We start from the raw sequence: 17,130 nt of genomic DNA, 5'->3' as shown, positions 1-17,130 counted from the left end.
TGCGGCTGGATACGTCAACAAATGATCAGTAAATTGAGATATCATCATTAAATGCTGATCAATCAAGATGCTCCGGTGGACGCGTGCGGGCTGGACCCCGCGGCCGCCTTGTTCCATTCTCTTAGTGACACGATCCGACTGAAGATCGTCAAGCGCATGGCCCACGGTGAGGTGCGCGTTAGTGACCTCACCCGCGAACTTGGCCTGGCCCAATCCACGGCCTCGATGCACGTGGCCTGCCTGCGCGACTGCGGCCTGGTCGAGGGACGCTCCGAGGGCCGCAGCGTGTACTACTCGCTGTCCCGCCCGGAGCTGATGGACATGCTTGCCCAGGCCGAGATCCTGCTTGCCGCCACCGGCAACGCTGTCAGCCTCTGCCCGAACTACGGCCCCGAAAGCACCACCGCCCCGATGGATCAAGAGGAGAACGCCCGATGAGTGACGCCTGCGGATGCAGCGATGAGACAGCAGAAGCCGGTGAAGCCGAAGAGGCCCTGGGGTTCTGGCAGGTAACCGAGGTCCGGGCGGCCGCCGTTTCCGGTGTACTGCTGTTGGCGGGGTGGATCGCCTCGCTGGCCGGAGGCCCCCGGATGCTGACGCTTCCCCTGGAAATCGGTGCACTGCTGGTTGCTGCCTGGACGTTCGTTCCCTCCACGCTCCGACGCCTGTTCAAGGGAAAGATCGGCGTCGGGACGCTGATGACGATCGCCGCCGTGGGCGCGGTGGCTCTTGGCCAGTTCGAGGAAGCCGCGATGCTGGCCTTCCTGTATGCAATTTCGGAGGGACTTGAGGAATACTCACTGGCGAAAACCCGGCGGGGCCTCCGGGCACTGCTGGACCTGGTTCCGGCCGAGGCACGAATCCTGCGCAACGGAATCGAAACGACGGTGTCCCCCTCCGACCTGGTCGCCGGGGACCGTATGGTTGTCCGGCCCGGGGAACGCCTGGCCACCGACGGGCGGGTGGTCACCGGACGCACCTCCCTGGACACCTCGGCGCTCACCGGAGAATCCGTCCCCGTCGAGGTCGGCCCCGGCTCCGAGGTATACGCCGGTTCCATCAACGGCACCGGTCCGCTGGAAGTGGAAGTCACCATCACCGCTGATAACAACTCGCTGGCCAAGATCGTGCACATCGTCGAGGCCGAGCAGTCCCGCAAGGGTCCGGGCCAGCGGCTGGCCGATTCCATCGCCAAGAAGCTGGTCCCGGGCATCCTAATCGCCGCGGCCCTGATCATCGTCTTCGGCTTCATTGTCGGGGAACCGGCCCTGTGGTTCGAACGCGCCCTGGTTGTACTGGTGGCGGCATCGCCCTGCGCGCTGGCCATCTCCGTGCCCGTCACCGTGGTGGCCTCCGTCGGGGCCGCCAGCCGGATCGGGGTACTCATCAAGGGCGGCGGGGCACTGGAAACCCTTGGCAAGATCCGCACCATCGCCCTAGACAAGACCGGAACCCTGACCCGAAACAAACCCTCCGTGATCGAGGTCGTGGGCACCGCCTCCGCGACCCAGGAACAGGTGCTTGCCCTTGCGGCGGGACTGGAAGACCGCAGCGAACACCCCCTCGCCCGCGCCATCCTCGCATCCACCACCGAGCGGGCATCGGTCACCGACGTGGACACGGTTCCCGGGGCGGGCCTGGAGGGGCGGATCGATGGCAGGCTTGTCCGGCTCGGCCGCCCAGGATGGATCAAGGCGGGTGACCTGGCCGGGGACATCGAGCGAATGCAGCGCGCCGGAGCCACCGCTGTGCTCATCGAGGACGACGGCAAGGTCATCGGCGCCATCGGCGTCCGTGACGAGCTGCGCCCCGAGGCTCGCGAGGTCATCGCCAAGCTCACGGCCTCCGGATACACCACGGTCATGCTCACCGGGGACAACGTCATCACCGCAACGGCCCTGGGCAAGGCAGCGGGGATCACCGAAGTTCATGCGGACCTGCGCCCGGAGGACAAGGCGGAGATCATTCGAACCCTCAAGTCCCGGCAGCCGACCGCGATGGTCGGGGACGGAGTCAATGACGCGCCAGCCTTGGCAACGGCAGATACCGGCATTGCCATGGGTGCCATGGGCACAGACGTCGCCATCGAAACCGCAGACATCGCGCTGATGGGCGAAGACTTGAATCACCTGCCACAGGTCCTGGACCATGCACGCAACACCCGCCGAATCATGCTCCAGAACGTGGGCCTGTCGCTGCTGCTGATTGCTGCCCTGATCCCCCTGGCACTCTTTGGGGTGCTCGGCTTGGCAACGGTAGTCCTGATCCACGAACTGGCCGAAATCGTCGTGATTGCCAACGGTGTCCGGGCCGGTCGGCTCCGCCGCAAAACCGCGCTACAGACCGTGCAGCCAGCCTCGATCCTGGAACCCTCGGCATGAGCGGCCAACTTGTGGCTCGTTCCTCGGCGCAGGTTCGAACCGCGCGTATTGTCAGGGCCGCGATGCTGCTTGGAGCCGTTGTGCTGGTCTGCGTGGATCTGGCCCTCAAGGCATTGGCCGAAAGCTTGCTTTCCAACGGTAAGGTAATCGACCTGGGGCTGATCAACCTCCGGTTGCTCTATAACCCGGGCGTCGCGTTCAGTTTTGGCGCGGACCTTCCCGCCTGGGCCATCGTGGCGGTCACCGGGCTGATCATCGCCGGACTTACCTGGTATGCGGTTTCCTCGGCACCAGCCATGGGCAGAATGTCCCGGGCGGGTGCAACGTTGCTGCTCGGCGGGGCCTTCGGCAATTTCATTGACCGGTTGGACGGGCGCGGCGTGGTGGACTACCTGCACACCGGGTGGTTCGCCACCTTCAACCTGGCAGATGTGTTTGTTACAGCGGGAGTTGTTCTGTATGCACTCGGAGCGCTTCGTCCCGCCCCTTCCAAGGGCGGCGACTGACCACCTCTGCGCATGCGCGCTGACATGCTGGCGAAACTGAACCGCCGACGTCCCGTAAGACGGTCGTTCAACGGGAAGCAAGTGTGGCCCCATCCAAGAGAATCGAATGGGGCCACGCAACTCTAAGCTCTATTTAGCTGGCCAAGGTGTAATAGCCCATAAGGGGGCCGTACGGGCTGTCCGCGTCGCGGATGACGGTGCCCACACTGGGGTTCTGGGCGCCGATGATCTTTCCATTGCCGATGTAGATACCGGCATGGCTTCCGTTGTTCTGGTAGACCAGGTCTCCGGGCTTGGGGTTGCTGGTTTTGACGAACTTTCCGCTGGTACGGATGGCCGTGGTGTTGTGCGGCAGGCTGATGCCGGCCTTGCCATAGACGTACTGAATGAACCCCGAGCAGTCCCACCCGGCGGGGCTGTCTCCACCCCAGACATACGGGGCACCCTTGTACGACAGAGCCATGCTGGCGATATTACCCAATTTTCCGCTGGAGGCGGTCTTCACCGCTGAGCCCTGGTCTTCTGCTGCTTTTGAAGCCCCCGACTGCGGGGTGACGGTGACGGTGCTGGCGGTTGGCTGAATGCTGGACCCGGCGGCCGAAGGATGGGTGTGCCGAGTCGTGGCGGCACCCTGGGCCCCGGAGGTTGAGGCCTTGGAAGCCGCATGGGAATGTCCTGCCCGTGAAGTCACCGGTGGGGCTGCATGGGTGTGATGGGAGTGCGTCGCACCCGAACGCGGAGCCGGACTGGAGGTAACGGAGGCGCGGGTGGACTTGTAGGTCCCGGATTTAGGCGCCGTTGTCGCGCTGATGCTGGCACTGTCACCGGAGGAGGCGTACGTGGGCACCGAAAGGGCACTGCTGGGCAGCTGCTGGGCTTGGCTGGGGGCCGCCAATCCCAGTGCTAGACCGGAAGCTGCGACAACAATGATTGCTTGGCGACCGAAGGTACCGGCATTGAAGGAAACGGCCTTCGAGAGCGTTTCCATGGGGTTGCGGCGGACCGGTGTTGCTCGGTGGCGAGCGTGGGCATGACGAATGGACATGATGTGTATACCTCTCCCAATGCCTGCGGGGTAAGCTGTCGGGTTCGAGTGGGAGTCACTCGGTCCTGCACACCGAAGATCGGCATGAGGACTTAACCCCTAGGGTCCTGATGGACCCGAAGATGGGTCCCCCGCCACTGCCAGTACATAAGCGAACGGTCCCCGACATGGTGGCAGCGCTCGGCAATCCATCCGGGGTGACAGACTCCAATGGAGCCCGGTAAAAGAAAAACCTACAGCAAAAACCCCTCAAAAGTCACATTCCGATAACGAAGCAATATCTTTTTGATAACGTCTGGAGATGCAGTTTGACTCTTGGGGTTTTGTATATCGGTCTGTGACTAGACTTTCAGCTTCAAAGTCCAGGCTAGTCACGGAGGTGAGAGTGCGCTCGCGTTTCCGCGGGTCGTACCACAGGGCCTTGCCCGCGGCTGAACGGCGCGTTAACCAGATTGGCAGCTGGTGGCTGACCAAAATAGCTTCCGCCTCGCGGCCGCCAAGTTCCACCGCACGATCGCGGTGTTCAACAATGACGGCCATCAGTCGTTCAACCTGGCCCCGATAGGGCTCCCCCCAGGATGGACGAAATGGATTGATGACACAGGACGGTGGTTTCTGCGGTCGTCGCATAATTCTGTATAGTCCCTCAAAACGGTTCGCAGCCTCGATGATTCGATCATCGATTACGATGTTCGGGTCCAGGGCCTCGGAGGTCAACTGCACCGATCCCTGTCCTACTTGAGGTAGGAGAAGACGCCCATCATCCCGGCCTCGGCGTGGTAGGCGTTGTGGCAGTGGGTTAGCCACTGGCCCGGGTTGTCCGCCTCGAAGTCGAAGACGATGGTTTGCCGGGGTTTGATGATGACCGTGTCCTTGCGGGCGCCATGGTCGGCCAGCTGGAAGGTGTGGCCGTGCAGGTGCATGGGGTGCCACATGTCGGTGTCGTTGGTCATCGTGACCCGCACGCGTTCGTTCAACCGGAGTTCGAAGGCGCCCTCGAAGGGGTTGGCCGGGTCGAAGCGTCGCCCGTTGATGCCCCAGTCGTACTCCATCATCGATCCGGTGAGGCGTACCTCGTGGGTCCTGGTCGGGTCCTTGGGTGGGAGCAGGACGGATTCGTGTGCCTTCAGTCGGCTGCCATCGAGCACGGTTCCGCCCAGGGTCTGCGGGAGCCGACCGGAGAGCGTGGTCTTTGGACCGGCTGCGATGATGCCGTAGGCGTGGCCGGTCTTGCCCTCGGGCAGGGCCAGTACGGGCACCGCCTGGTCGCCGAGGGTGATCAGCACGTCCAGGCGTTCGCCCATCCCCAGGACAACGGCATCGGCCTGGCGGGGCTGGACCGGGAACCCGTCGGTGTGGGTGATGGTCAGTTCCTGGCCGGGGATCCCGACCCGGTAGGCGGTGTCTCCGGCCGCGTTGATCAAGCGCAGGCGGATCCGGTTGCCCGGGGTGCTGGAGAAGGTGTCCGGGTCGGATGGGGGGCGGCCGTTGAACAGGTGCACGGGGATCTTCACGTCGCCGGCGTCCCCGCCCAGATAGTCGCTCTCAGCGCCCATGAGCATGTGCTTCATGGGCATGCCCGAGGAGCTGTCCTGGCTCATGGACCCGTGGTCCATGCCCGCCATGCCGGCCATGCCCTCCATGTCGCCGGACATGTCCATCCCGGCGGAGAGTTCCTCGACGACGTCCTGCGGTGTTCCGGTGATCCCGTCGAGCCAGTCGTCCAGGATCACGACCCATTCCTGGTCGTAGCTGAGGGGCTCGTTGGGGTCCTCGACGATCAGGGCCCCGTACAGGGCGCGTTCGCGCTGGGTGTCGAAGTGGGAGTGGTACCAGTACGTGCCCGGATGGGACAGCCGGAAGCCGTACGTATAGCGTCCTCCGGCGGCGATGGGGTCCTGGGTCACCCCCTGGACTCCGTCGGCGTCGTTGCGCAGGGCCAGCCCGTGCCAGTGCACGCTCGTGTCCTCGGGCAGGTCGTTGGCGACGCTGACCTTGAGCAGGTCCCCGGTCTGGGCGCGCAGCAGCGGCCCGTTGAGGCCGTCGTTGTATCCCCAGGTGGTCAGGCCCCGACCCTGGAGGGAGGTCTCGAGGGGTGCGGCGGAGAGCCGGTGGGTGACGGTGGTGCCCGAGGCGGCGCGTCGTTTCTCGTACTCGGCGACCAGCGGGTCGGTGGGCAGGATGCGCCCTGACGGTTGGGGGCTGATGGCGGGATCGGCGCAGGCGGCCAGCCCGGCCAGCGCCAGGGCCCCGACGGAGGCGCCCAGGAAGGTGCGGCGGGTGGTCAGTGAGGAGGTCATCGGTTCTTCTTTCCGTCATCCGGCCCCGTGTCGCAGGCGGGCGCGACGGGGCCGGGCATGGCTGATCAGTTGCTGGGTGAGGCCGGTGGCGTACCGGGGCTGCGTGCCGCTGTCACCCGGAGGTATTGGCGGACCCTGCGCTCACCGGTGGGGCGCGGCCGGGGGCTTTAGGTGCGGCTGATGGCCAGTTGAGCCAGTGAAGGGTCCACGGGGGCCGGAAATGGGCAACCCAGGGCAGGGGTGGTGCGGTCAGTCCCCCACCGGGGCTAGGCAGGAGGGCCCGGGAGGCCAAGTGGGACACGACAGGTGCCTTGGTCAGGGCCGAGGCGCAGGTATCGTCCACGGCCTCCAGGGCACAGACCGGCAGCCCGGGGGTCGGCTGCCTCATCCCCGGCAGGCTCGGCCGGGAGCACGACCTCGGGCACCATGCCGGCCGGACCGATGGCCCCCGGCCCGAGGTGATGAACAGTTGTGGCGGTGGCCGTACCGGTGGCGGCCCAAGCCGCGCTGGTGCCCGTACCAGCGTGCATCCCGAGCAGGCCCAGGATCAACACGAGGGTGCCCAGAACGGTTCGAAGGGCGGGCCAGTCGGACAGGGGGGCGGCGGGAGGAGGTCACAGCAGCGATTCGGTGGTGTTCCCGCCGTCCGTGGTGGACAGCACGGTCGAGCCGACGACCAGCAGTGCTTCGGTCTGCCCGTCGTCGGTGATGCCCGTTCCCAGGGCGGTGGCCGTGCCGACAGGGCGGTCGCTGGCGGTCCAGGTGTCGCCGGCGTCGGTGCTGGTCAGCAGGTGTCCCTCGGTGCCGGCGCCCACGGCGGTGGTGTCATCGGCCCAGGCGACCAGGTGCATCAGCTGGGGGGTGTCCAGGATGGTCCAGGTCGCGCCGTGGTCGGTCGAGCGGAACATGCCGGTTTCGGTGGTGGCCAGCACGGTCCCGGTTTGGGGGGAGATCGCCAGCGATGCCGGGGCGACGGGGATCTCAAGGCTCTGCCAGGTGAGGCCGTCGGTGCTGGCGCGCAGTTGCCCATCGAAGCCGAGGACCCCGTTCGGGCCGGCGGCCAGGGCGTGGAAATCGGATGCGCCGCCGCGGGAGAGCACCGTCCAGCTCTGGCCCCGGTCGGTGGACTCGGCCAGGCCCAGCGGCTCGGGCAGGTCGGTGCGCGGCGCGGGGTGACCCGAGGCCAGGTAGCGGCCCTCGGGAGTCAGGGTGAAACTCATGAAGTCCACGACCGGACCGACCTGGGTCAGCTCCCCGTCCTGGAGCCGGAACAGGCCCTGGTGGGTGGCCAGCAGCACCTCACCGGACTCGGGGTCCCGGGTGAGGGCATGGACGTGGGTGATGGCCGTGCTGGTGCCCTGCGTGCCGGTGCCGGCCGCCGGGGATGTCGCGGGGTTCGGCGCGGCGCAGGCGGTGAGGGTGCCAGCGCCGAGCAGGGTCAGCCCGCCGGCGATCAGGGTTCTGCGGGTCAGGGGGGTCATGGAGCCTTTCCGCCCCGGGCCAAAAGGCGGGGCTATCTACCATTGTCGGCCGGTGACGCGCCGGGATGGGGCGGTTTGCCTTGAAGATTCGATGAAGATTCCCCGACCCGGCACCGTTCTGAGCCGCCGGGGCGCGAGACAGAGCGAGACTGGACCCATGAACTCTGGCACTGGCACTGGCACTGGGACTGACACTGGGACTGACACTGGGACTGGTCCGGCGGCCGGCCGGGTGTTGGTGGTCGATGACGAGAAGCCGCTGGCGCGCATGGTGGCCACCTACCTGGAGCGGGCCGGCTACGAGGTGGCCCTCACCCACACCGGCCCGGCCGCAGTGCAGGCCGCCCGGGTTCACGAGCCCGACGTGATGGTCCTGGACCTGGGCCTGCCCGGGCTGGACGGGATCGAGGTGTGCCGGCGGGTGCGGGCCTTCTCCGAGTGCTATGTGCTGATGCTCACCGCCCGCGGCCATGAGCACCACCGGTTGGAGGGATTGGCGGTGGGGGCCGATGACTACATCACCAAACCCTTCAGCGTCCGGGAGCTGGTCGCCCGGGTGGGGGCGGTCATGCGCCGGCCGCGCACAACGGTGTCAGCCCCCGAACCGGAACGGGTCTGCGGTGACCTGGTCATCGACCTGGCCGCCCACGAGGCCCGCGTGTCGGGCCAGGTGGTGCAACTAACGCGCACGGAGTTCGACCTGCTGGCCGCCTTGTCGGGGCGCCCGCACCAGGCCTTCTCCCGGCGCCAGCTGATCGATATCGTATGGGACCCGGCCTGGGTGGGCGATGAACGGCTCGTGGACGTGCACATCAAGAACCTGCGCCGCAAGCTCGACGCGGACCCGGCCCGCTATATCGACACCGTCCGCGGGGTCGGCTACCGGATGGCGGAGCAATGACCGGCCGGCGGCGCTACCAAGGATTAGCGGCCCGGTTCTTCCTCGCCCAGCTGCTGGTGGTGGGGGCCAGCGTGCTGGCCGCGGTGGTGGTGGCCTCCCTGGCCGGCCCACCACTGTTCCACGAGCACCTGGAACAGGCCGGGGCCAGACACGATGCAGCCCAGGTGCTGCACGTGGAGCAGGCCTACCGGGACGCCAATTTCTGGACCCTGGGCGTGGCTCTGGCCACGGCCTTGATCTGTTGTCTGGCATTGACCTGGCATGTCGCCCGCCGGATCCAGAGTCCGATCAACGCCCTGACCCAGGCGGCCAAGGCCATGGCCGGTGGACGGTACGACACCCGCGTGCCGGCCATAGGCGCCGGCACCGAGGTGGAGGAGCTGGCAGGGTCTTTCAACACCATGGCCGCACGGCTTCAGCGCACCGAGGACACCCGTCGACGGATGCTCTCGGACCTGGCCCACGAGCTGCGCACCCCCGTCTCCGTGCTGACCGTCTACCACGAGGCCCTGCAAGACGGGGTGTCCCACTGGGACGAGCCCACCGGTGAGCTGATGGGCGAGCAGCTGGCCCGGTTGACCCGGCTGGTGGAGGACATCAACGACGTCTCCCGCGCCGAGGAGGGCCGGATCGAACTGGACCGCAGCCCCCAAGGGGTCAGCGGGCTGCTGCATGCCGCGACCGAGGCCCACAAGGAGGCCTACGCCACCAAGGGCGTGGCCCTGACCATGGACGCCGATCCGGGCCTGGTCGTGGACGTGGACCGCCAGCGCATGGGCCAGGTCCTGGGCAACCTGCTCACCAACGCCCTGCGCCACACCCCGGCCGGGGGCCGGGTCACCCTCGAGGCCCGACAAAGCCCGTCCGGGGTCACGCTCAGCGTCACCGACACCGGGGAGGGGATCTCTCCCGAGCACCTGCCGCACGTCTTCGAACGCTTCTACCGCGGGGACACCGCCCGCGACCGTGACCACGGCGGCTCCGGGGTCGGCCTGGCCATCTCCCGAGCTCTCATCCAGACCCACGGCGGCACCCTGAGCGCCACCTCCACCACGGCCGGGGCGACATTCACCATCGACCTGCCCACCAAGCAGCCCCCCCCGACCAGCCCACCTACCGGCGCACCCGTTTATCCACCGTGAACACCGGCGCTCCACCCCTTGAATGATACCCCCGGGGGGTATATACTAAGAGGAGAGGCGCCGTCCGGCGCCGCCCTCAGACCTGAAGGAGACCGTCATGACCGAATCCGCCCGCACCCCGCTGCCGGGGGCCACCAACGGCTGCTCGTGCTGCGCCCCAGCCGCCGACGCCACCGCCCCCGCCGGGCGCCAGAGTGCCGGCCCAACCGGGACGAGCGCCGGCGACGCGACCTACCAGGTGGAGGGCATGACCTGCGGACACTGCGTGGGCTCCGTCGCCGAGGCCGTGAGCGCCCTGGACGGGGTGGACGATGTCCGGGTCGAACTGGTCGCCGGCGGGGCCTCCCCCGTCACCGTGACCGGGCCCGCCTCCGCGGACTCCGTGCGGACCGCCATCGAAGCGGCCGGCTACCGCGTCCGGATCTAACCGACCCATCCCCTCGAGGTCGGCGCCCCACCGCCGAGCCGGTCGCCGAACAGACCGCCGAGCAGAAGGAACACCATGAGCACACCGCACCACCACGATCACCCCACCGACCAGACCGCCGAACACCCAGACCCGAACCCCCACGCCGGCCACGCCAACCACACCGACCATGCCGCCCACCACCCCGCGGACGCGGCCACCCACGGTCAGGCCATGCCGCAGGGTCACGCCCACTCGGCCCTGGACGAGGACCACCAGGTCCACGACCACGGTCAGCACGCCGGGCATTCCACCGCGATGTTCAAGAACCGGTTCTGGGTCTCACTGGTGCTCTCCATCCCGGTGGTGTTCTTCAGCCACATGGTCGGGCAGCTGCTGGGCTACCACGTCCCCGAGTTCCCGGGCTCGGCGTGGATCGCCCCGGTGCTGGGCACCGTGATCTACCTCTATGGCGGCATGCCCTTCCTGAAGGGCGGGCTGACCGAGTTGCGCGCCCGCCAGCCCGGGATGATGCTGCTGATCGCGATGGCCATCACGGTGGCCTTCGTCGCCTCCTGGGTCACGACCCTGGGCATCGGGGACCTGATGCTGGACTTCTGGTGGGAGCTGGCGCTGCTGGTGGTCATCATGCTGCTGGGCCACTGGATGGAGATGCGCGCCCTGGGCGCGGCCTCCTCCGCCTTGGACGCGCTGGCGGCGCTGCTGCCGGAGGAGGCCGAGAAGGTCGTGGACGGTGATACCATCACCGTGCCGATCACCGAGTTGGCCGTGGGCGATGTGGTGCTAGTGCGGGCCGGGGCCCGGGTGCCGGCCGACGGGACCATCCTCGAGGGCGCCGCGGAGTTCGACGAGGCGATGATCACCGGGGAGTCGAAGCCCGTGCTGCGCCAGGCCGGGGACACGGTGGTCGCTGGGACCGTGGCCACCGACAACACCGTGCGGGTGAAGGTGGCCGCCGTCGGGACCGACACGACCCTGGCCGGGATCCAGCGGATGGTCGCCGACGCCCAGGAATCCTCCTCCCGCGCCCAGGCGTTGGCCGACCGGGCGGCGGCCCTGCTGTTCTGGTTCGCCCTGGTCGCGGCGATCATCACCGCGATCGTGTGGACCGCGATCGGCCAGCCCACCGACGCGGTCACCCGCACCGTGACCGTGCTGGTCATCGCCTGCCCGCACGCCCTGGGCCTGGCCATCCCGCTGGTGATCGCCCTCTCCACGGAGAAGGCCGCCAAGTCCGGGGTCCTGATCAAGGACCGGATGGCCCTGGAGCGGATGCGCACCATCGACGTGGTCCTGTTCGACAAGACCGGCACCCTGACCGAGGGCGCCCACGTCGTCACCGCCGTCACCGCGATGCCCGGCGTGTCCGAGGCAGAACTGCTGGCGGTGGCCGCCGCGGCCGAGGCTGACAGCGAGCACCCCGTGGCCCGGGCCATCGTCACCGCCGCCGGGCAGCACCCGCAGGCCAGCACGTTGCGCAAGCGCGGCACGGACTTCAGTGCTGCCATGGGCCGCGGGGTGCGCGCCACCGTGGACGGCTCCGAGATCCTCGTCGGGGGCCCGAACATGCTGCGCGAGCTTAACCTGACCATGCCGGCGGAGATCACTGAGCACACCGCCTCCTGGACCGCGCGCGGGGCCGGGGTGTTGCACGTGCTGCGCGAGGGGTCCGTTATCGGCGCGGTCGCCGTGGAGGACAAGGTCCGTCCCGAGTCCCGGGCCGCCGTGGCCGCCCTGCACGCCCGCGGCATCAAGGTCGCGATGATCACCGGCGATGCCCGCCAGGTCGCCGAGGCCGTCGGGGCGGACCTGGGCATCGACGAGGTCTTCGCCGAGGTCCTCCCCCAGGACAAGGACACCAAGGTCACCGAGTTGCAGTCCCGGGGACTGTCCGTGGCCATGGTGGGCGACGGCGTCAACGACGCCCCGGCACTGGCGCGGGCCGAGGTCGGCATCGCCATCGGCGCCGGCACCGACGTGGCCATGGAGTCCGCCGGCGTTGTGCTGGCCAGCAACGACCCCCGCGCGGTGCTGTCGATGATCGAGCTCTCCCAGGCCAGCTACACCAAGATGATCCAGAACCTGGTGTGGGCCACCGGCTACAACGTGCTCGCCGTGCCGCTGGCCGCCGGCGTGCTCGCCCCGATCGGGTTCGTGCTCTCCCCCGCGGTGGGCGCGATCCTGATGTCCGCCTCCACCATCGTGGTCGCCCTCAACGCCCAACTGCTGCGCCGGATCAACCTGGACCCGGGCCACCTGGCCCCCCTCGGCGCCCCCCGGCCGGAGGCTGCCCTTCAACCCGCGACCTCCTGATCGCGCCTCTTGGCGCGAACTCTGATATGAACCCTCAACCCACTATGGAAGGACCCACCATGAAACGCACCATGACGCTGACCGCCCTGGCCCTGGCCTCCGCCCTGACCTTGACCGCCTGCGGCACCGGCGCCCAGGACGAGAACGCCGGCGCTGAGGCCTCGGCCACTGCGACCAGCTCCGCCCCGGCCGCCACCCCTGCGGCCACGGCCACCGCGACACCGTCCACCACGGCGACCGGTTCGGCTGAGGAGGTCTCCGCCGAGCACAACGACGCGGACGTGATGTTCGCCCAAATGATGATCCCGCACCACCAGCAGGCCGTTGAGATGAGCGAGATGCTGCTGGCCAAGGATGACGTCCCGGCGGAGGTGGCCGCGTTCGCCCAGAAGGTCATCGACGCCCAGGGGCCGGAGATCAAGCGCATGAACTCCATGCTCACCGCCTGGGGCCAAGACCCCGTGGACACGGACGGCATGGACGGTATGGAGGGCATGGACCACGGCGGGATGTCCGGGATGATGTCCGAGGAGGACATGACCGCCCTCGACCAGGCCCAGGGCACCGAGGCCGCCCGGTTGTACCTGGAGCAGATGACCGCCCACCACAAGGGCGCCGTGGACATGGCCAAGGACGAGGCCAAGGACGGCCAGAACCCGCAGGCCGTGCAGCTCGCCGAGCAGGTCATCGCCGACCAGGAGGCCGAGATCACCGAAATGCAACAGATGCTCGACAAGCTCTGAGCACCGTCGTCCGCTGCGGGCATCCGGTGAGACGCGGCTGGCGATAGACCCCGAAACCGGAACGGGTCCTCCAGGAAAGGAGACGAGCATGCAGGACAAGATCAAGGTCGCGGTGAACGGGTACGGGGTCATCGGCAAACGCGTCGCCGACGCGGTCCGGGCCCAGGAGGACATGGCGCTGGTGGGAGTCAGTGACGTCATCGCTGACTACCGGATCGCGACTGCGGCCGGGAAGGGTATCCCCGTCTACGCCTCTACCGAGCAGGCCCTACCGGTGATGGCGGATGCCGGCCTTCCCGTCGTCGGAGGCCTGCACGACCTGCTCGAGAACGTTGACGTCGTGGTGGACTGCACCCCGGCCCAGGTGGGCGCCGGCAACCTGGAGCTCTACCGTGCCCACGGGGTCAAATCCGTGTTCCAGGGCGGGGAGAAGCACGATCTCACCGGCCACTCCTTCGTCGCCCACGCCAACTACGCCACCGCCCTGGGCCGGGACAGCACCCGGGTGGTGTCCTGCAATACCACCGCCACCGTCCGGGCCCTTACCGCGCTGAAGGACGTCGGACTGCTGTCCAAGGCCCGGGGGGTGCTCATCCGCCGGGCCACCGATCCGTGGGAATCGGACCATTCCGGGATCATGAACACCATCGTCCCCGAGGGCCGAATCCCCAGCCATCAGGGGCCCGACGCCCAGTCGGTGGTCCCGGACCTGGACGTGGTCACCATGGCCGCCAAGGGAGCCCACACTCAGAACCACCTGCACTACTGGACGATCGAGCTCACCCGCCCGGCCGAAAAGCAGGAGGTGTTGGAGGCGTTCCGGGCGATGCCGCGGATCGCCTTCGTCCGGCGCTCGGACGGCGTCGTGGCGGTCAATAGCACCGTGGAACTCATGGAGGACCTGGGCCGGCCCCGGGGTGATATGTATGAGGTGGCCCTCTGGGAAGACATCCTCACCGTGGACGGCAACGAGCTGTACTACACCTACACGGTGGACAACCAGGCGATCGTCGTCCCCGAGAACATCGACGCGATCCGGGCCCTCACCGGAACCGTCGACGACGGCGGCGAGTCCATCCGGCGCACCGACCGCGCCTTGGGGGTGCGCCAGGACTTCGTGCGCTCCTCGGTGGCTGCCCGTTGAACTGCGCGGCAGACGCCGCTGAGGCGGTGCCCGGCCCCAGGAATGGGGGGTGGTCGGACACCGCTTCGGCGGCCGCGGACTACCGCAGCGGTCCTATGGCCTCCGGTCAGGTGCGAGAGGCCGTCGCGATCGCGTTGATGGCCTCATCCAACACCGCATTGAACTGCGCTGGGCTCTGGGCCGTACTCAGCCCTTCGGTCAGGGCGCGGGAGAAGCTGGCGATCACGCCGTGGTTGCGGGCCAGCAGGGTGGTGGCCTGGGCCCGGGTATAGCCGCCCGACAGGGCCAGGACGCGGATCACTCGGGGATGGTCCACGAACTCGCGGTAGAAGTCCGCCCCCTCCGGCAGCGTCACTTTGAGGATGACCGACTGGTCGTCTCCGAGCTTGTCCAGTTGGGCGAGGATTGCCGCCTTGAGCTGGTCCTCCACCTCGGCCTTGCGGGGGCTGCGGATATCCACCTCGGGCTCGATGATGGGCACCAGCCCGGTAACGAGGATCTGACGGGCGAGCCCGAACTGCTGCTCCACGACGGAGCCCACCCCGTCCCCGGGCAGCTTGATGACCGAGCGCATCTTCGTCCCGAACATGGGGTCTTGGTAGTAATGGGGACGGATTGAGCGCTAAGCCCTGCTCGGGCGCGAGGTAGCGTGGTGATATGCCGACTGATCAATATTTGACCGAGGAACAAACGGTGGTGTTCGGGCGGTTCGTAGGCGAACCATCTCCGGCGGAGCTGGAGCAGTTCTTCTATCTCGACGCGGCTGACCTGGAAGGGATTGCTGAGCGTCGCGGTGAGCATAATCGGCTCGGTTTTGCGCTTCAGGTTGGGACAGCGCGGTTCCTGGGGGCCGCGTCCCCGAGGCGGGCTGGAAGCCTACCTCTGCGGCTCTTGCCAGTGGGCGCAGGGAATTTGCAGGGATGGTGGACTCTGGCGTCTGGCGCGGGCACGAAATTCTCATTGAAGCGCACTAGGTTTTTTGCCGCTTTCATGCGGGTTGCGGCTCTCGGTTGAGGGTCGCGTAGTGGGCGGTTTCGAACTCCATAGGGGGAATATATCCCAAGCTGGAGTGGAGGCGTCGGTTGTTGTACCAATCGATCCAGCCGGCGGTGGCGTATTCGACGTCGGCGAGGGTTTTGTAAGGAGCTGAGTGGAAGATCGTGGTGCGGATGCACTCGGCCTTGTAAAGGCCGTTGATGCTTTCCATGAGCGCATTATCGTAAGCGTCCCCGACGGACCCGATCGAGGGCTGGATCTGCTCGAGCGCAAGGCGCTCGGTGTAGAGCAGCGACGTGTACTGCCCGGATTCAACTGGTCGTAGCAACACCTTGATCGTGGAGGTATGCAATGGGAAGACCATCAGCATGGGTGCGGCAGTTCACAGGCCGTTCAGCGATGAAGTCGCCGGGGGCTCCGTCTCATCGTCAGGAGGTCGAACGAGAGTTCTGGAAGCACATCGCCACCGGGATCACCTCTGAGAAGGCAGCAGAGGCCACTGGTGTGTCTCAAGCCGTTGGTGCTCGATGGTTCCGCAATCGTGGTGGTATGCCGCTGTTTATGTCCTCGAAGGTCTCTTCCCGGTACCTTTCCTTCCAAGAGCGTGAGGAGATCGCTCTGCTGCGAGCCCAAGAAATCGGTGTTCGCGAAATAGCTCGTCGTCTAGGACGGAGTCCTTCTACGATTTCACGAGAGTTACGGCGTAACGCGGCCACCCGAGGCGGGAAGTTGGACTATCGAGCCTCAGTTGCTCAATGGAAGTCGGAGGTCTTCGCTCAGCGGCCCAAGACTGCAAAGCTGGTGAGTAATCCCAGGTTGCGGGACTACGTTCAGGACCGACTGGCGGGAAAAGTCACCGCTGCTGACGGACAGGTGATTGATGGGCCTGATGAGGCTGTGTGGAAGGGCAGAAATAAGCCTCATCGCGGGGATCGCCGATGGGTGAAAGGCTGGAGTCCTGAGCAGATCTCCCATCGGCTGAAGGTTGACTTCCCTGAGGATGAGTCCATGCGGATCTCGCACGAAGCTATCTACCAGGCTCTCTACATTCAGGGCCGTGGTGCTCTGAAGCGTGAATTGGTGACCTGCTTGCGCACCGGCCGCGCCCTTCGGGTCCCGCGTGCCCGAGCGCAGGCGAAATCATGGGCCCATGTCGATGAGAAGGTCATTATCAGCCAACGGCCCGCCGAGGTCGAAGACCGAGCCGTGCCAGGCCATTGGGAAGGTGACCTGATCATTGGACTCAATCGCTCGGCAGTCGGCACGCTGGTCGAGCGCACCACACGGTTCACCATGCTTGTCCATCTGCCTCGCGAACAAGGCTACGGCACCCTCCCGCGGAAGAAGAACGGTCCTCCTTTAGCCGGGTACGGGGCAGTGAGCATGAAAAACGCGTTGTCGAAGACTGTTGCGGAACTGCCCGAGCATCTGCGAAAGTCACTCACCTGGGATCGAGGCAAAGAGCTCTCAGCTCATTCTCAGTTCACCGTCGAATCTGGAGTACCAGTCTATTTCGCAGACCCACGTAGCCCCTGGCAACGCGGCACGAACGAGAACACCAATGGGCTGCTACGGCAATACTTCCCCAAAGGCACCGATCTCTCACGATGGGGCGCTGAAGAAGTCGCAGCCATCGCTCACACCCTCAACACCAGGCCGCGAAAGACCCTGGGATGGAGAACCCCAGCTGAAGCGTTCGAAGATTATCTAGAATCAGTACAACAACCGAGTGTTGCTACCACCGATTGAAT

Annotated in this window: 15 protein-coding genes, 2 pseudogenes and 1 riboswitch; of the genes and pseudogenes, 11 read left to right on the top strand and 6 right to left on the bottom strand. The window is 66.7% G+C overall.

All coding sequences use genetic code 11. The annotated features are described in order from the left end of the window. Nucleotides 1–51: 51 nt before the first annotated feature. From HD598_RS08715 to lspA, 3 genes are read left to right on the top strand one after another with little or no spacing between them, the layout of a single operon-like run. Nucleotides 52–438 carry an ArsR/SmtB family transcription factor gene (locus HD598_RS08715; protein ID WP_183665241.1) on the top strand — a complete coding sequence of 129 codons (387 nt, stop codon included), beginning with the start codon at nucleotides 52–54 and terminating at the stop codon, nucleotides 436–438. Continuing rightward, nucleotides 435–2,381, top strand: coding sequence for a heavy metal translocating P-type ATPase (locus tag HD598_RS08710; RefSeq protein ID WP_183665239.1), 1,947 nt, complete (start codon nucleotides 435–437; stop codon nucleotides 2,379–2,381). Before HD598_RS08715 ends, HD598_RS08710 begins: the two co-directional genes overlap by 4 nt. Then, on the top strand, nucleotides 2,378–2,887 hold the full coding sequence (lspA, locus tag HD598_RS08705; RefSeq protein WP_183665237.1) for a signal peptidase II: 510 nt from the start codon (nucleotides 2,378–2,380) through the stop codon (nucleotides 2,885–2,887). The genes HD598_RS08710 and lspA overlap by 4 nt, the downstream gene beginning before the upstream one ends. A gap of 133 nt (nucleotides 2,888–3,020) precedes the next feature. Here lspA and HD598_RS08700 read toward each other — a convergent pair whose 3' ends face one another. From HD598_RS08700 to HD598_RS08685, 4 genes are all read right to left on the bottom strand, one after another. Beyond that, entirely contained in the window at nucleotides 3,021–3,932 is a 912-nt protein-coding gene (locus HD598_RS08700) for a C40 family peptidase (RefSeq protein WP_183665235.1), read from the bottom strand. 6 nt (nucleotides 3,933–3,938) lie between these two features. Beyond that, nucleotides 3,939–4,096, bottom strand: a riboswitch (cyclic di-AMP (ydaO/yuaA leader). A gap of 85 nt (nucleotides 4,097–4,181) precedes the next feature. Next, nucleotides 4,182–4,655, bottom strand: a complete 474-nt coding sequence (locus HD598_RS08695; RefSeq protein ID WP_183665233.1) for a histidine phosphatase family protein — start codon at nucleotides 4,653–4,655, stop codon at nucleotides 4,182–4,184. An 11-nt stretch (nucleotides 4,656–4,666) separates the two neighbouring features. Continuing rightward, nucleotides 4,667–6,232 (bottom strand): multicopper oxidase family protein, encoded by a 1,566-nt coding sequence (locus tag HD598_RS08690; RefSeq protein WP_183665231.1) that lies wholly within the window; start codon nucleotides 6,230–6,232, stop codon nucleotides 4,667–4,669. 614 nt (nucleotides 6,233–6,846) lie between these two features. Next, nucleotides 6,847–7,713: a F510_1955 family glycosylhydrolase gene (locus HD598_RS08685; protein WP_183665229.1), complete on the bottom strand. Its 867-nt coding sequence runs from the start codon at nucleotides 7,711–7,713 to the stop codon at nucleotides 6,847–6,849. A 232-nt stretch (nucleotides 7,714–7,945) separates the two neighbouring features. On the opposite strand from HD598_RS08685, the gene HD598_RS08680 reads away from it, so the two are divergent. The 6 genes from HD598_RS08680 (at nucleotide 7,946) to HD598_RS08655 (ending at nucleotide 14,383) form a co-directional block, all read left to right on the top strand. Then, the gene (locus HD598_RS08680) at nucleotides 7,946–8,614 is read left to right on the top strand and encodes a response regulator transcription factor (protein WP_311538998.1); all 669 of its coding nucleotides are present in this window, start codon (nucleotides 7,946–7,948) and stop codon (nucleotides 8,612–8,614) included. Beyond that, on the top strand, nucleotides 8,611–9,756 hold the full coding sequence (locus HD598_RS08675; RefSeq protein ID WP_183665225.1) for a sensor histidine kinase: 1,146 nt from the start codon (nucleotides 8,611–8,613) through the stop codon (nucleotides 9,754–9,756). The genes HD598_RS08680 and HD598_RS08675 overlap by 4 nt, the downstream gene beginning before the upstream one ends. 97 nt (nucleotides 9,757–9,853) lie before the next feature. Beyond that, nucleotides 9,854–10,183: a heavy-metal-associated domain-containing protein gene (locus HD598_RS08670; RefSeq protein WP_183665224.1), complete on the top strand. Its 330-nt coding sequence runs from the start codon at nucleotides 9,854–9,856 to the stop codon at nucleotides 10,181–10,183. A gap of 75 nt (nucleotides 10,184–10,258) precedes the next feature. Beyond that, nucleotides 10,259–12,496: a copper-translocating P-type ATPase gene (locus HD598_RS08665; protein WP_144824176.1), complete on the top strand. Its 2,238-nt coding sequence runs from the start codon at nucleotides 10,259–10,261 to the stop codon at nucleotides 12,494–12,496. 59 nt (nucleotides 12,497–12,555) lie between these two features. Beyond that, nucleotides 12,556–13,239, top strand: a complete 684-nt coding sequence (locus HD598_RS08660; RefSeq protein WP_002854313.1) for a DUF305 domain-containing protein — start codon at nucleotides 12,556–12,558, stop codon at nucleotides 13,237–13,239. 88 nt (nucleotides 13,240–13,327) lie between these two features. Then, entirely contained in the window at nucleotides 13,328–14,383 is a 1,056-nt protein-coding gene (locus tag HD598_RS08655) for a type II glyceraldehyde-3-phosphate dehydrogenase (RefSeq protein ID WP_002854314.1), read from the top strand. Nucleotides 14,384–14,489: 106 nt separating this feature from the next. Here HD598_RS08655 and HD598_RS08650 read toward each other — a convergent pair whose 3' ends face one another. Beyond that, complete coding sequence (locus HD598_RS08650) at nucleotides 14,490–14,972, bottom strand: beta/alpha barrel domain-containing protein (protein ID WP_260170522.1); 483 nt, start codon at nucleotides 14,970–14,972, stop codon at nucleotides 14,490–14,492. Between the two features lie 68 nt (nucleotides 14,973–15,040). Here HD598_RS08650 and HD598_RS13535 point away from each other — a divergent pair. Continuing rightward, nucleotides 15,041–15,232: pseudogene (locus HD598_RS13535) on the top strand (DUF4158 domain-containing protein); the annotation flags it as partial. A 139-nt stretch (nucleotides 15,233–15,371) separates the two neighbouring features. On the opposite strand, the pseudogene HD598_RS08640 reads toward HD598_RS13535, so the two are convergent. Next, nucleotides 15,372–15,683, bottom strand: a pseudogene (locus HD598_RS08640) (integrase core domain-containing protein); the annotation flags it as partial. 47 nt (nucleotides 15,684–15,730) lie between these two features. Between HD598_RS08640 and HD598_RS08635 the strand changes: the two are divergent. Next, entirely contained in the window at nucleotides 15,731–17,128 is a 1,398-nt protein-coding gene (locus HD598_RS08635) for an IS30 family transposase (protein WP_183662820.1), read from the top strand. The last annotated feature ends 2 nt before the right edge of the window (nucleotides 17,129–17,130 follow it).

It is taken from the genome of Neomicrococcus aestuarii (assembly GCF_014201135.1).
Classification (GTDB): Bacteria; Actinomycetota; Actinomycetes; order Actinomycetales; family Micrococcaceae; genus Neomicrococcus; species Neomicrococcus aestuarii.
The sequence above is the reverse complement of the archived record's forward strand: the minus strand, read 5'-3'. Positions and strand labels throughout refer to the sequence as shown.